Source organism: Mesorhizobium sp. CC13, from assembly GCF_039907765.1.
Classification (GTDB): domain Bacteria; phylum Pseudomonadota; class Alphaproteobacteria; order Rhizobiales; family Rhizobiaceae; genus Aminobacter.
Window position 1 is genome coordinate 609,162 of sequence record NZ_JARDJI010000001.1, and the last position, 13,809, is coordinate 622,970.

General features: G+C 65.6%; 14 protein-coding genes. 11 read left to right on the forward strand and 3 right to left on the reverse strand.

Features of this window, described 5'->3' with window-relative positions; all coding sequences use genetic code 11:
* Window positions 1–3: 3 nt before the first annotated feature.
* The 4 genes from rnc to PV773_RS02890 all read left to right on the forward strand — a co-directional run bounded on the left by rnc (window position 4) and on the right by PV773_RS02890 (window position 3,569).
* Window positions 4–726 (forward strand): ribonuclease III, encoded by a 723-nt coding sequence (rnc, locus tag PV773_RS02875; RefSeq protein WP_347964867.1) that lies wholly within the window; start codon window positions 4–6, stop codon window positions 724–726.
* On the forward strand, window positions 723–1,652 hold the full coding sequence (era, locus tag PV773_RS02880) for a GTPase Era (protein ID WP_347964868.1): 930 nt from the start codon (window positions 723–725) through the stop codon (window positions 1,650–1,652). The genes rnc and era overlap by 4 nt, the downstream gene beginning before the upstream one ends.
* A 328-nt stretch (window positions 1,653–1,980) precedes the next feature.
* Window positions 1,981–3,153 (forward strand): DNA (cytosine-5-)-methyltransferase, encoded by a 1,173-nt coding sequence (gene dcm, locus PV773_RS02885; protein ID WP_347964869.1) that lies wholly within the window; start codon window positions 1,981–1,983, stop codon window positions 3,151–3,153.
* Window positions 3,150–3,569 carry a very short patch repair endonuclease gene (locus PV773_RS02890; protein WP_347964870.1) on the forward strand — a complete coding sequence of 140 codons (420 nt, stop codon included), beginning with the start codon at window positions 3,150–3,152 and terminating at the stop codon, window positions 3,567–3,569. Before dcm ends, PV773_RS02890 begins: the two co-directional genes overlap by 4 nt.
* Here PV773_RS02890 and PV773_RS02895 read toward each other — a convergent pair.
* Window positions 3,528–4,370 (reverse strand): hypothetical protein, encoded by an 843-nt coding sequence (locus tag PV773_RS02895; RefSeq protein WP_347964871.1) that lies wholly within the window; start codon window positions 4,368–4,370, stop codon window positions 3,528–3,530. The two genes, PV773_RS02890 and PV773_RS02895, sit on opposite strands and share 42 nt — an antisense overlap.
* A gap of 395 nt (window positions 4,371–4,765) precedes the next feature.
* Complete coding sequence (locus PV773_RS02900) at window positions 4,766–6,058, reverse strand: mechanosensitive ion channel domain-containing protein (RefSeq protein WP_347964931.1); 1,293 nt, start codon at window positions 6,056–6,058, stop codon at window positions 4,766–4,768.
* Window positions 6,059–6,316: 258 nt separating this feature from the next.
* On the opposite strand from PV773_RS02900, the gene pepT reads away from it, so the two are divergent.
* Window positions 6,317–7,549, forward strand: a complete 1,233-nt coding sequence (gene pepT, locus PV773_RS02905) for a peptidase T (protein WP_347964872.1) — start codon at window positions 6,317–6,319, stop codon at window positions 7,547–7,549.
* 21 nt (window positions 7,550–7,570) lie between these two features.
* Here pepT and PV773_RS02910 read toward each other — a convergent pair whose 3' ends face one another.
* Window positions 7,571–8,143, reverse strand: coding sequence for a helix-turn-helix domain-containing protein (locus PV773_RS02910; RefSeq protein ID WP_347964873.1), 573 nt, complete (start codon window positions 8,141–8,143; stop codon window positions 7,571–7,573).
* A gap of 175 nt (window positions 8,144–8,318) precedes the next feature.
* Between PV773_RS02910 and PV773_RS02915 the strand changes: the two genes are divergently transcribed.
* The 6 genes from PV773_RS02915 to PV773_RS02940 all read left to right on the forward strand — a co-directional run bounded on the left by PV773_RS02915 (window position 8,319) and on the right by PV773_RS02940 (window position 13,782).
* Window positions 8,319–9,227 carry an SDR family oxidoreductase gene (locus PV773_RS02915; RefSeq protein WP_347964874.1) on the forward strand — a complete coding sequence of 303 codons (909 nt, stop codon included), beginning with the start codon at window positions 8,319–8,321 and terminating at the stop codon, window positions 9,225–9,227.
* 138 nt (window positions 9,228–9,365) lie between these two features.
* Window positions 9,366–9,647, forward strand: a complete 282-nt coding sequence (locus PV773_RS02920) for a metal-sensing transcriptional repressor (protein ID WP_347964875.1) — start codon at window positions 9,366–9,368, stop codon at window positions 9,645–9,647.
* Between the two features lie 90 nt (window positions 9,648–9,737).
* Complete coding sequence (locus tag PV773_RS02925) at window positions 9,738–11,057, forward strand: MFS transporter (RefSeq protein WP_347964876.1); 1,320 nt, start codon at window positions 9,738–9,740, stop codon at window positions 11,055–11,057.
* A gap of 143 nt (window positions 11,058–11,200) precedes the next feature.
* The gene (locus PV773_RS02930; protein ID WP_347964877.1) at window positions 11,201–12,382 is read left to right on the forward strand and encodes an MFS transporter; all 1,182 of its coding nucleotides are present in this window, start codon (window positions 11,201–11,203) and stop codon (window positions 12,380–12,382) included.
* 123 nt (window positions 12,383–12,505) lie between these two features.
* Entirely contained in the window at window positions 12,506–13,267 is a 762-nt protein-coding gene (gene recO / locus PV773_RS02935; RefSeq protein WP_347964878.1) for a DNA repair protein RecO, read from the forward strand.
* Window positions 13,264–13,782, forward strand: coding sequence for a PaaI family thioesterase (locus tag PV773_RS02940; protein ID WP_347964879.1), 519 nt, complete (start codon window positions 13,264–13,266; stop codon window positions 13,780–13,782). Before recO ends, PV773_RS02940 begins: the two co-directional genes overlap by 4 nt.
* Window positions 13,783–13,809: the final 27 nt, after the last annotated feature.

A 13,809-nucleotide genomic window follows, 5' to 3' on the forward strand; every position in this document is an offset into this window, starting at 1 on the left:
GAAATGTCTGCCAAGCGGCTCACCGCCACCGATCTCGCCGATGCGCTGCAGCTCCGCACCGGCCACGCCTTCAGCGACCCCCAGCGCCTGCTGCGGGCGCTGACGCATGGCAGCGCCCGCAGCGCCCACGCCGGCGTCGACTACGAGCGCTTCGAGTTCCTGGGCGACCGGGTGCTGGGGCTGGCGGTGGCCGACATGCTGCTGGCCGACTTCCCCGAGGCGCCCGAGGGCGAGCTTTCGGTGCGGCTCAACGCCCTGGTCAATGCCGAGGCGCTGGCCCAGATCGCCGACCAGATCGGCCTTGCCGACCTGATCCGCGCCGGCTCGGAGGTGCGCAACCTCGCCGAGCGCAAGCGCGTCAACCTGCGCGCCGACGCGCTGGAATCGCTGATCGCGGTGATCTATCTCGACGGCGGGCTCGACGCCGCCAAGCGTTTCATCCACAAATACTGGAAACCGCGCGCCGTGGCCGTGGACGCCGCCCGCCGCGACCCCAAGACCGAGCTGCAGGAATGGGCCCACCAGGCCGCAAGCGCGGTGCCCGCCTACCAGATCGAGGGCCGAACCGGCCCCGACCACGACCCCGTCTTCACCGTCAGCGTGCGGGTGGGGGATTATCCGCCGGCCACCGGCACCGGGCGCTCCAAGCGCGAGGCCGAGCAGAATGCCGCCGCCGCCGTGCTGTTGCGCGAGGGCGTGTGGAAGAACGAGGAGACCGCGTCGTGACCGATGCCCCCGAAACCGCCGCATCCGAAGCGGCAGCCACGCGCTCGGGCTTCGTCGCCCTGATCGGCGCGCCGAACGCCGGCAAGTCGACGCTGGTCAACCAGCTGGTCGGCGCCAAGGTGTCGATCGTCACCCACAAGGTGCAGACCACGCGCGCCATCGTGCGCGGCATCGCCACCCACGACAACGCCCAGATCGTCTTCGTCGACACCCCCGGCATCTTCAGGCCGCGCCGCCGCCTCGACACCGCCATGGTGACGACCGCCTGGGGCGGGGCCAAGGACGCCGACCTGATCCTGGTGCTGATCGACGCCGAGCGCGGCATCAAGGGCGATGCCGACGCCATCCTCGAGCGCCTCAAGGACGTGCGCCAGCCCAAGGTGCTGATCCTCAACAAGGTCGACCGGGTCAATCCCGAGGTGCTGCTGAAGCTGACCTCGAGCGCCAACGAACGCGTCGAATTCGAACGCACCTTCATGGTCTCGGCGCTGACCGGCTCGGGCTGCAAGGACCTGCTCGACTTCCTGGCGAAGCGCCTGCCGGAAGGGCCCTGGTATTATCCCGAGGACCAGATCTCCGACCTGCCGATGCGCCAGCTCGCCGCCGAGATCACCCGCGAGAAGCTCTACCTGCGCCTGCACCAGGAACTGCCCTATTCGTCGCATGTCGAGACGGAGAAGTGGGAGGAGAAGCCCGACGGTTCGGTGCGCATCGAGCAGGTCATCTATGTCGAGCGCGACAGCCAGAAGAAGATCGTGCTCGGCCACAAGGGCGAGACCATCCGCGCCATCGGCCAGGCGGCGCGCATGGAAATCGGTGGCATCCTGGAGCAGAAGGTGCACCTGTTCCTGTTCGTCAAGGTGCGCGAGAACTGGGGCGACGACCCCGAGCGCTACCGCGAGATGGGACTGGAGTTCCCGCATTAACCATTTTCAGGCGGACGATTGAGGATGATGGGTAACACGTCCTTCAAGAATCGCTAGCTCGGCATTGGCAGCAAGCCGAGTGTGGAGGTTTGAGGCCATTGGGGGCGGGCTGTGGTCGAGCCGAACAAGGCGATCAAGCCCGCCTCGCAAAATTTCCAAAGTCCCCCCTTTGTCCGTTGATAATTGGCTTCTCGCCATTGACGTACGTGCCTGAGGAGGGGCCAAGTGCCATCTGGAAACGGATTGACAAATTAGAACATAAAGGGAACAGTTGGCGTTGTGCCTTTGACCTTGTGATGGGCGGTGTGAGAGAATTTGAGAGGGCGGCGTGAAGGTTGCGGGATTGTTCGCGGGCATCGGAGGATTGGAACGTGGGCTTGCCGCGGCGGGGCATGAGACGGCCCTCCTTTGCGAAATTTGGGAGCCCGCGCGCGCAGTCCTCGCATCGAGAATGCCCGAAGTTCCCTGTGAGCGCGACGTTCGGGATCTAAAGGCGATACCTGACGACGTTGACCTTCTCGTCGGTGGCTTCCCGTGTCAGGATCTCAGCCAAGCTGGGCTCACGGCTGGTATCGACGGTGCACGATCGGGGCTCGTTAGTGAAATCTTTCGACTGCTCGACCGGCGTCGCGTTCCTTGGGTCGTGCTTGAAAATGTCTCCTTCATGCTGCAGTTGGAGAAAGGACGCGCCATGCGCATCCTAATCGAGGCTTTCGAAGAGCGCGGTTACCGTTGGGCATATCGTGTCGTAAATAGCCTTGCATTCCTGCCTCAGCGGCGTGAACGCGTCCTCTTTGTCGCAACTACGACGGATGTTGATCCTGCTTCGACCATTCTAGTCGACGAGACGGAGCCTCGACTCGCGTTGACCGACTTAGATGCTCGCGCTCACGGATTCTATTGGACCGAGGGTGTGCGCGGATTGGGCTGGGCACCGGACGCCATTCCGACACTCAAGAACGGCTCGACCATTGGCATTGCATCCCCGCCAGCGATCCTTCTGCCCACGAGCGACGTCATCACTCCCGATATCCGCGACGCGGAGAGATTTCAGGGTTTTCCGCAAGATTGGACGTCTCCGGCCGAAACTGTTGGGCGAGCGTCGCTTCGCTGGTCACTAATCGGCAACGCGGTTACGGTCCCCGTCGCTCGATGGTTGGGTGAGCGGCTTGCCGAACCGGGAATTTATGATGCAGGTCGAGACGGAGAGTTGCCGGCGAACGGCCGTTGGCCAAAGGCTGCGCGCTTCGATGGAGATCGGCGGTATGGAGTGTCCATCAACGCCTATCCGCGGTGGGAGGCAAGACCGGCTTTGATGGGCTTCCTCAGGCATCGCGGTAAGCCATTGTCGGCGCGTGCAACACGTGGGTTCATCTCCCGGACTGAGCGGGCTACGCTCCGATTCGCAAACGGCTTCCAGGATCGTCTCCGAGATCATCTCGAGCGCATGGAGATGCTGGAACGCGTGAACGACGTGGTAGCCGCCATCGCTGCGGAATGAAGGCTTCGCATCCAGACGCCGCTACGTCGGTGCGCATGGCGGGTGTGCGGCAGAAGGGCACTAAGATCGAGATGCTGGTCGCTGCCGAGTTGCGTGAGATGGGCCTTCGATATCGTAAGAATGTAAAGCAGCTTCCGGGTAGCCCCGACTTCGCCAATCGCGCACGCCGCTGGGCCATATTCGTCAATGGTTGCTTCTGGCATCATCACACCAGTTGCACGAAGGCGACTCTACCCAAGTCGAATACGAGCTTTTGGACTACGAAATTTCGTGACAATCGGCGTCGAGACGCTCAAGCAATCGTAAAACTAAGACGCGACGGGTATCGCGTAGTCGTAATCTGGGAATGTGAACGGGACCGTATCCGCGCCAGACTATGCAAGATCCTTGAAGCGCGTCGCATAGATACCCGATAACCGGGCGATCATCGTGTCATAGTGATAGATCTCACCACTCTGTGGTGCTGGCGGGTCGTTGATCAATCGGACAGGCGCGCCATCGTTGGGCATGTCTACGACCACGATGGAGAGAGCATCATAGCCGACGTCCCCAACCTTCGAACGGCGGGGCAATTGCTTTATCTTGTCGACGGCGATCTGGGCGTCTCGCGGCTGCTTGTGCTGGCTCCATTCCGGGTCTGTCGCCCGGTTCTTCTTGTTCAGGTCGGGACTAAGGTAACGGCTGCTGACGTTTACCATCGTGAACCCAACCGCAATCGCTTGCTCACTTGCCCCATGCACGGTGAGATGCGAGGAGTTCAATTCGTCGTAGAGGCGCGGCAACGCACGTTGGTGGGCGGTCATGCACGCCTTGGCTTCCAGAGCCATGATCACGGAACCCACTGGCGCCCGAACGAGCCTCGGAAGATCATTCAGCACCGCCTGTTCCGTTTGCGTCAACTCGATTTCGTACCCCCGCGTGATACTCGACAGCGTCTCATCGGTTGCGATCCCACTCGGCGTGCAGAGGACGAGATCGAGATTTTTCTTACGATCATGAACGAAGTCTCGCATCTCATGATTGATACCGAAGCAGACGACACCGGCATCGACGTGCCGACGCAGCAATGGCGTCGTCGCAAGTAGATCGAACACTACGCCCCAGCAGGCGACTTTCGAATGATGATCACTGCGCGAATGATATTGCCAATGATTGCCGTAGCGATCGCGGCGAGTTGTCGAAGATAACGTTCGGGCGAGTATCGTTGGTCCGTACATTCGGGGCTCTCATTATTCTCGGAGCTCCAAGCGACGACCAGTCTCGGCGCCGCACTCCCCCTCGAATCTAAACCGAAGTTGAGTTCACGCATTTGAATGAGTCAATGTGTTAGTCATGGATGAATGTCGGGGCAGCGGGTCATTGCCATACACTGCAGGTCAGTCGCGCAATCAGAGAGATAATTGCCGGTTTTCCGCTGGCCACAATAAGCAGGGCTCCACAGTAGAGGTGACCAATATCCATCTAGGGGCAATGTTGCAGGTCAACGCTCCGACTAGTCGCGAGCCCGGCGGGGGCGGCGGCTTCGTGTGATGCTTCGCGCCGGGCGATGGATTGGCGCCGACGCCGCGCTCGCGCGACGTTTGATGAGCCAGGTTGCCGCTTTTTGTTGCTACTATTGCGCCGATGGCTTGGTAGCGTCGCCTCCGTCCCGCTTGAGAATGATCTCGCGGTGCGGATATGGGATGGCAATTCCGTTTTTGGCGAAAGTCTCCCACAAGGCGAGCAGGACCTTGCCGCGAACGTTGGCCAGGCCCTGTTGAGGGTCGTGGATCCAGAAACGCAAGACGAAATTGAGCGAGGATTCGCCGAAATCCGTCAGCCAGCATACCGGTCGCCGGTCCGCTTCGACTCGCGGGACGTTCATGGCGGCCTCAATCGCCAGTTGGCTGACCGTATGCGGGTCCGCGTCGTAGGTGACGCCGAAATTCACGTCGAGCCGGACAAGGTTGTCACTGAACGACCAATTGATGACCCTCTGGGTGATGAAGTCCTCGTTCGGGATCAGGTACTCGCGGCCGTCTCGCGTCACCACGGAGACAAATCGCGCCCGCAGCTCGCGTGTCCATCCGAATGTACCTTCAAGCGAAATCGTGTCGCCTGGCTTGATTGACTTGTCCAGAAGGATGATCACCCCGGAGACGAAATTCGAAACGACCCTTTGCAGGCCAAAGCCCAGACCGACGCCAACGGCGCCGGAAAACACCGTCAGCGCCGTCAGGTCGACACCTACGGAAGACAAGGCAATGGCACCGGCCACCAACACCAGGCCGATTTTTGCGACCTTGCCGATGAGCACGCGGATCGAAGGTGTCAGTTCTTCGGACTTCTGAACACGCTCATCGAGATATTTGCCGACGATGACCGCACACCAAACGGTCGCGGCAAGCAACAGCGCCGCTTTCAGCACCGTGAGAGCCGAAAGGCGGCTCTCGCCCAGAGGCAAGGCGAGACTGTCCAGGAAAGCCGCGACTTCATCGTTGATGCCCAAGATGACGAGGGCGGCAAAGAACCATGCAAACCAGCCAAGGGAGCGCGCAACCAGGCGGTTGCGGACGATGCGCGACAGCACGGACGCGAACAGCCAGACGAGGGACAACGACAGCGCGATTGAGATCAGATGCGTACGGCTCGGCCAGGTGAGGCTCCGCATGATCGTGAGCGCTACAAGCAAGAAGAGCGTGAACAAAATCCAGTCGATGCGCCGCAACAGCGCGACTATGACCCGCAACAGGTCGGGATGTCCCTTTATCCGCCGCGCCCGGTTCTCCAGGAGCGGTTCGAGGCGTCGCGCAGCGAGCTTCGCTCCGATGTAGAGAATTGCCACGATGGCGATTTGATACAGAAGCCATGGCGTGGCGGCATTGACGAGCCACGCGCGGGTGAAGACCAGCGTTTCATCGAGGATGTTGCGAAGATCGGTTTCCACATGAATGTTATGGGTCAGGCATTGCGAACGGCAAGTTCCAGCTTCCGAATAGGGCGCGGCACCTTCGCGCGATGAAACCGAATGTGTGCCTCTGCCCAAGAACTTCCAACCGGGCCCTCGATCCATTTCAGGCTCGTGTGCCCCTCCCTGGTCCAACGGCGGCGGCGGCGAAAGGCATTCACGGCGGCGGGCGTCGCGGCTATAGCAGGCGGACCGACAGACGCATTGGACCTTGCCATGACCGACACCGTGCTCGACCGTTTCCTCCGCTATGTCGTCATCGACACCCAGTCGGACCCCAGGTCCGCGGCGCAGCCTTCGACGGAGAAGCAGAAGAACCTTGGCCGCGTGCTGGTCGAGGAACTGCTGGCGATGGGCCTGACCGACGCGCATCTCGACGCGCACGGCTACGTCTATGCGACGATCCCCGCCAACAGCGACAAGCAAGTGCCCGTCATCTGCTTCTGCTCGCACATGGACACCGCGCCCGATTTCACCGGCACCGGCGTGAGGCCGCAGATCATCCGCAAATATGAGGGCGGCGACATCGTGCTTGCGGGCGACCCTTCGCGCGTCATCAAGGTCAGCGAGCATCCGGAGCTGAACAACCAGATCGGCAACGACATCGTCACCACAGACGGCACGACGCTGCTCGGCGCCGACGACAAGGCCGGCGTGGCCGAGATCATGGCGGCGGCGCAGGTGCTTGTCGCCAATCCCGACATCCGGCACGGCACCATCAAGATACTGTTCACGCCGGACGAGGAGATCGGCCGCGGTGTCGACAAGGTCGACTTCGCCAAGCTCGGCGCGAAATTCGCCTACACCATGGACGGCGAGACCGCCGGCACCATCGAGGACGAGACGTTCTCGGCCGACGGCGTCGAGATCACCATCCAGGGCGTGGCCATGCATCCCGGCTTCGCCAAGGGCCGGATGGAGAACGCCGTCAAGATCGCCGGCGCGATCGTCGACCGGCTGCCGAAGGACCAAGCGCCCGAGACGACCGATGGGCGGCAGGGCTTCGTGCACCCCACGGGCGTGACCGGCTCGATGGAGAAGGCGACGATCAGCCTGATCGTGCGCGACTTCCGCGACGAGGGCCTGGCCGAGAAGGAGGCGATGCTGGAGGCGATCGTCAAGGACGTGCTGAAGGGGTATCCCGGCTCGAGCTACGGCTTTGTGGTGAAAGAGCAGTACCGCAACATGAAGGTGGTGCTCGACCGCCACCCCGAGATCGTCGAACACGCGGTCGAGGCGATCCGCCGCGCCGGCATGGAGCCGGTGCGCGGCAGCATCCGCGGCGGCACCGACGGCTCGCGGCTGTCGTTCATGGGCCTGCCTTGCCCCAACATCTTCGCCGGCGGCCACGCCTTCCACTCGCCGCTCGAGTGGGTGAGCCGGCAGGACATGGAAAAGGCGGTCAGGACCATCGTCGAGCTCGCCAGGGTGTGGGAAGAACGGGCGTAGCCGGGGCCTGCGCGGCCGCCGTCATCTTTCGGCCGGGCGGGTGACCAAGGCGGCCACGAACTGCCTGAGGCCGGCCTCGACGAAGTCCTCGACCTGGCCCTCGGGCTCGAACGCCCACCACAGCAGCGATCCCTGCCAAAACGAGGCCATCAGCAGGCCCAGGCCCGCCGGTGCGCCCGCGATGCCCGACAGGCGTTCGTCGAGCGCCGTGCACAGCGCTGTCTTCCAGGATGCGCCGCGCGCCCTCAGTACCGGATCGCGCAGATCCTCGCGCAACAGCAGCAGCCCCTCGGCATAGGTTTCGATGCCGCCATAGTGCGACAGGCCGACAAGCAGCTCGATGGCGCCGTCGGGCGTTTGCGGGGCTGAGGCAGCAAGCGCTGCGGTCATCTCGTCGAGGCCGTCCCAGGCGCGGAGCAGGGCGGCCCGCTTGAGGCCGGCCTTCGACTTGAAGCGCTGCACCAGCGTCGCGGGCGACAGGCCGCAGGCGCGGCCGAGGCTTTCGAAGGTGAGCGCTTCGGGGCCGTGCCGGTGGAGAAGCCGGTTGGCGGCGTCGAGGATGTCGAGGTCGGAGAGGGTTCTGGGGCGGGCCATATTGACCTTTTGTTTATAAACGAATATTCATTTATATATCGCTTCGATGGGAAAAGCCAGTCTGGCGTGCGCTGGCTCCGACTGGTCTGTGAGGAACGTGCATCTGGCGCGGCGAATGCCCGAGGCGGACGCAGCGCCGCCCCCTTGTGCCGAAAAAGTCGTACGGGAGAGTTCGATGACGCTTCAGGGAAAGGTGGCGCTGGTGGCCGGCGCGACACGCGGCGCAGGACGCGGCATCGCCGTCGAACTGGGCGCGGCCGGGGCGACGGTCTATGTCAGCGGCCGCACGACGCGCGACCGCGGCTCCGAGTACGACCGGCCGGAAACCATCGAGGAGACGGCGGAACTGGTGACCGCCGCCGGCGGCAAGGGCGTTGCCGTACCCGCAGACCATCTGGTGGCGGAGGAGGTGCGCGCGCTGGTCGAGCGCCTGCGCAGGGACGAGGGCAGGCTCGACGTGCTGGTCAACGACATCTGGGGCGGCGAAAAGCTGTTCGAGTGGAACAAGCCGGTGTGGGACCACAACCTCGACAACGGCCTGCGCCTGCTGCGGCTTGGCATCGACACGCATCTGATCACCGCGCATTTCGCCCTGCCGCTGATGATCGAGCGGCAGGGCGGGCTGCTGGTCGAAGTGACCGACGGCACCGCCGACTACAATGCCAGGAACTACAGGCTGTCGCCCTTCTACGACCTCGCCAAGACCTCGGTGCTGCGCATGGCCTGGGCGCACGCCAAGGACCTAGCGCCGCACGGCGCGACCGCGGTGGCGATCACGCCCGGCTGGCTGCGCTCGGAGATGATGCTGGAGGCCTTCGGCGTCGGCGAGGACAACTGGCGCGATGCGACGACAAAGGTGCCGCACTTCGTCATTTCGGAGACGCCGCGCTTCGTCGGCCGGGCGGTGGCCGCACTTGCCGCCGATCCCGACGTGGCGCGCTGGAACGGCCAGTCGCTGTCGAGCGGCGGGCTCGCCCAGGTCTACGGCTTCACCGACCTCGACGGCTCGCGGCCCGACGCCTGGCGCTATCTCGACGAGGTGGAGGCGGCAGGCAAGCCGGCCGACGCGACGGGCTACAGGTAGGGGCGGGCACGCTGGTCGTCTGACGTTTAGGCGAATGCGACTGCCGCCACGTCTCGTAGCGTAGCAAGGCCGCTCCACCGACGCGCCCAAGTCGCAATCGCACTTGCAATATCCCCTCCGGGGGGATAGCAATTGCATATGACGGAACATGCGCATGTCCACGCTTCCCACCCCGACACGCTCAAGCGACTGAAGCGGGCCGAGGGCCATCTTCGCGGCATCATCGCCATGATCGAGGCGGGCCGGCCCTGCCTCGATGTCGCCCAGCAACTGCACGCGGTCGAAAAGGCCGTCGGCCAGGCCAAGCGCACGCTGATCCAAGACCATCTCGACCATTGCCTGGAGGAGGCCGTCGGACCGCTGCCGCGCGAGCAGCGCCAGTCGATCGACGAGTTCAAGGAAATCACCAAATACCTCTAGCGCGGCACCGTCGCAGGCCTTGAGGGGCGCGCGCCTGCGCCGAACCACGTCCTGGCCCCGGGGCCGCCGAACACTGCCGGAGCCGGACCGATGCTTCAGATACTCTCCAACCGAACCTACCGCCATCTGTTCGCGGCCCAGGTGATCGCCCTGATCGGCACCGGCCTTGCCACGGTCGCGCTCGGGCTGCTCGCCTATGAACTGGCGGGACCCGACGCGGGCGTGGTGCTCGGCACCGCGCTGGCGATCAAGATGATCGCCTTCGTCGGCGTGGCACCGGTGGCCGCCGCCTTTGCCGAGCGGCTGCCGAGGCGCTCGATGCTGGTCTGCCTCGACCTGGTGCGCGCGGCGGTGGTGTTGCTTCTGCCCTTCGTCACCGAGGTGTGGCAGGTCTATGTGCTGATCTTCGTGCTGCAGTCGGCGTCGGCCGGCTTCACGCCGGCCTTCCAGGCGACCATTCCCGACGTCCTGCCCGACGAGCGGGACTATACGCGGGCGTTGTCGCTCAGCCGGCTGGCCTATGACCTCGAGAGCCTGGTCAGTCCCATCCTGGCGGCGGCGCTGCTGACGGTGGTCGGCTTCCAGGACCTGTTCGCCGGTACCGTCGTCGGCTTCCTGGCCTCCGCCGCATTGGTCGTCTCGGTGACGCTGCCCGGCCCGCAGCCTTCCGCCCCGCGCGGCATCTACGAGCGGACCACGCGCGGCCTGCGCATCTATCTCGCCACCCCTCGGCTGCGCGGCCTGCTGGCGGTCAGCATGGCGGTCGCCGCCGCCGGCGCGATGGTGATCGTCAACACCGTCGTCATCGTCCAGGGCGAGTACGGCCTGACGCAGCGGTCGACGGCGATCGCGCTCGCTGCCTATGGCGGCGGGTCGATGCTGGCGGCACTGATGCTGCCGAGGATCCTCGACCGGATCAACGATCGCTCGATCATGCTGGCGGGCATAGCCCTGCTGGCGCTCGGCCTTGTTGCCGGCACGCAGGTAGAGGGCCTCGCGTCGCTGATGCCGCTGTGGTTCGTCCTCGGCCTCGGCTATTCGATCGCCCAGACGCCGGCGGGCCGGCTGCTGAGGCGCTCGTCGCGTCCAGAGGACAGGCCGGCCGTGTTTGCCGCGCAGTTTGCGCTGTCGCACGCCTGCTGGCTGATCACCTACCCGCTGGCGGGCTGGCTCGGCGTAACCGTCGGCCTGTCGGCCACCTTCGTCGCCATGGCGGCGATCGCGGCCGTGGCCACGGCCGCGGCGGTGGTCCTGTGGCCGTCGTCCGATCCGGACGTCGTCGACCACGACCATCACGACCTTGCCGACGACGATCCGCATTGGACCGAGGGCGGCCACCGCCTCGGGCATCGGCACGCCCATGGCTTCGTCATCGATGCGCTCCACACGCAATGGCCGCGCCACGGCTGAGAGCTGGCGGCCGTGCCGTCGGGCGGTCAGGGCGCAGGGTTGACCGAGGATGTTGGCCCAACCGGCCGTTGTTGACCCGTGGCCGGCGATGGGGCACTGACGCCGTCCCGAAAAAGGCCCTCGATCGACGGACTGGCAGGACAATGACCACCGGCAAGCATGGCGGCCATGGCGGCATCGCCTTCGCCCTCATCGTGACCAGCACCGTGCTCGGCATCGCCGGCACCGACCTCGTGCTGCCGGCGGTGCCGAGCCTGCCGGAGGTGCTGGGCGGCAGCCATGCCCAAGCGCAATTCGTGCTGGCGGCCTTCGTCACCGGTTCGGCGGCGGGTCTGCTCGCCTTCGGCACGCTCGGCGCGCATTTCGACCAGCGGCGCCTGCTGGTGGCATCGCTCACGGCCTACGGCCTGATTTCGGCGCTGGCCGGCATGAGCGCGTCGCTGGACATGCTGATCGGCCTGCGCTTCCTGCAAGGAGCCGCGGGCTCGGCGGCGGCGGTCTTCGCGCCCGGCATGATCCGGGCGCTGTTCGGCGACGAGCGCGCCGTGGCCAAGCTCGGCCTGCTCGGCAGCATCGAATCGTTGACGCCGGCGCTGGCGCCAGTAGCCGGCGTGTGGCTGCTGTCGATCGCCGGCTGGAACGCTTCCTTCACGGTGATCGCGGTGCTGGCGCTGCTGCTCGCGGCGGCGGTCGCCGGCCTTGGCCGCCACCTGCCGCCGCTGACCACCGGCCGCGGCGCCGGCGGCTACGCCCACCTGCTGCGCGACGCCGTGTTCCTGCGCTATGCGCTGAGCCACGCCTTCACGCTGGGCGCGCTGCTGGTGATCGTCTTTGCGGCGCCGACGGTGTTCGTCACGGCCTTGGGTGCTGGCCTCGAGGACTTCATCGTCATGCAGATGACCGGCATCGCCACCTTCATCGTCGCCGCCAATTGGACGGGCCGGCTGACCGGGCGCTTCGGCGCCGAGCGGATGATCTGGGCCGGCACGGCACTTTCCGCGCTCGGCGGCGTGGCGATGCTGGCCTATGCGCTCGCGGGCGGAACGGACACGCTGGTGGTGACGGCGCTGTTCGTGCCCTTCAACACGGGGCTCGGCTTCCGCGGCCCGCCCGGCTTCCACCGCGCCGTGGTGGCGTCGCAGGGCGACGACGCGCGGGGCGCTGCACTCGTCGTCGTCGCCATTCTCGGCACGACGGCCGCCGGCACCGCCGCGGTCGCGCCGTTCATCACGCTGGGGCTCTTGCCGCTCGCCATCGCGGCGGCCGCGCTGGTGCTTGCGGCATTGCTGCTTATCGCCGTCATTCCGCCGCTGCGGGAGGCGTGAGCGGGAGGGCTACCGCTCCGACCGTGGGGAACTGGCCGATCTGCGGCGGGCCCCGGATTCGGCTCGGCCGGAGCCCTCGCCATTGTCCTTGATTTCGCGGCCCAACCGGCTGATGGTCCGGCCATGGAGTGGCGCGACGAAGGAATCATCCTCGGCACGAGACGGCACGGCGAAACCTCCGCCGTGCTCGAGGTGATGACGCGCGCCCATGGCCGCCATCTCGGCCTGGTGCGCGGCGGCCGCTCGCGCAAGCAGCAGCCGGTGCTGCAGGCCGGCAACCGCGTCGACCTGGTCTGGCGGGCGCGGCTCGACGAGCACCTGGGCACCTTCCAGGCCGAGCCGATCGAGCTCAATGCGGCGCGGCTGATCGACAGCGCCGTCGCCGTCTACGCCCTGCAGACGCTTGCCGCGCATCTCAGGCTCCTGCCTGAGCGCGACCCGCATGCCGGGCTCTACGAGACGCTGGCGATCATGATCGACCATCTCGGCGAGGCCGACGGCGTCGGCGAACTGGTGGTGCGCTTCGAGCTTCTGGTGCTGGAGGAGCTGGGCTTCGGCCTCGACCTCGGCGAATGCGCGGCGACCGGCAGCCGCGAGGACCTGAGCTACGTGTCGCCGAAATCCGGCCGCGCCGTATCGCGCGCGGCGGCCGGGCCGTGGCGCGACAAGCTGTTGCCGCTGCCCGCCTTCCTGCGGCGCGGGGCGCGCGAGGGCGCGGACCTTGCCGCGATCGAGGATGCGTTCCGGCTGACGAGCTTCTTCTTTGCCCGCCATGTCTACGAACCGCGCGGCCTCGATGCGCCCGAGGCGCGGGGCGGCCTGCTTGCGGCATTGCGCAAGTTCTACGCCGCCCGGGCGATCTCGCATGGAGGCACTGCCGCATGAGCGAAGTCGAGCTGTTTCCCGGCCATGTCTCGAAGCTGGGCCTGGGCACGATCCCGCACGACGACGTCCATCTCCATTCGGGGCTGGAACTGCTGCAGCGGGTGGTCGACGGGCTCTATCCGGCGCCGCCGATCGCAGCCCTCTTGAACTTCACTCTGACGGGCGTGGAGGAGGGGCGGGCGGTGTTCCGCGGGCTGCCTGGCGCGCATCATCTCAATCCGCTCGGCACGGTGCATGGCGGCTGGGCCGCGACATTGCTCGATTCGGCACTCGGCTGCGCCGTGCACAGCACGCTCGCCAAGGGCGAGGCCTATACCACGGCGGAGTTCAAGGTGAACCTGACGCGGCCGATCACCCCCAATACGGGCGAGGTGGTCTGCGAGGGCAGGGTGATCCACAAGGGCAGGACGCTTGCCGTCGCCGAGGCCAGCCTGAAGGACGGCAGCGGCAAGCTGTTCGCCTTCGGGACCGAAACATGCTCGATCTTTCCCGTCGCCAATCTCGCGGCGCGGTGATCATCCAAGGCCAAATCTGAGGGGGAG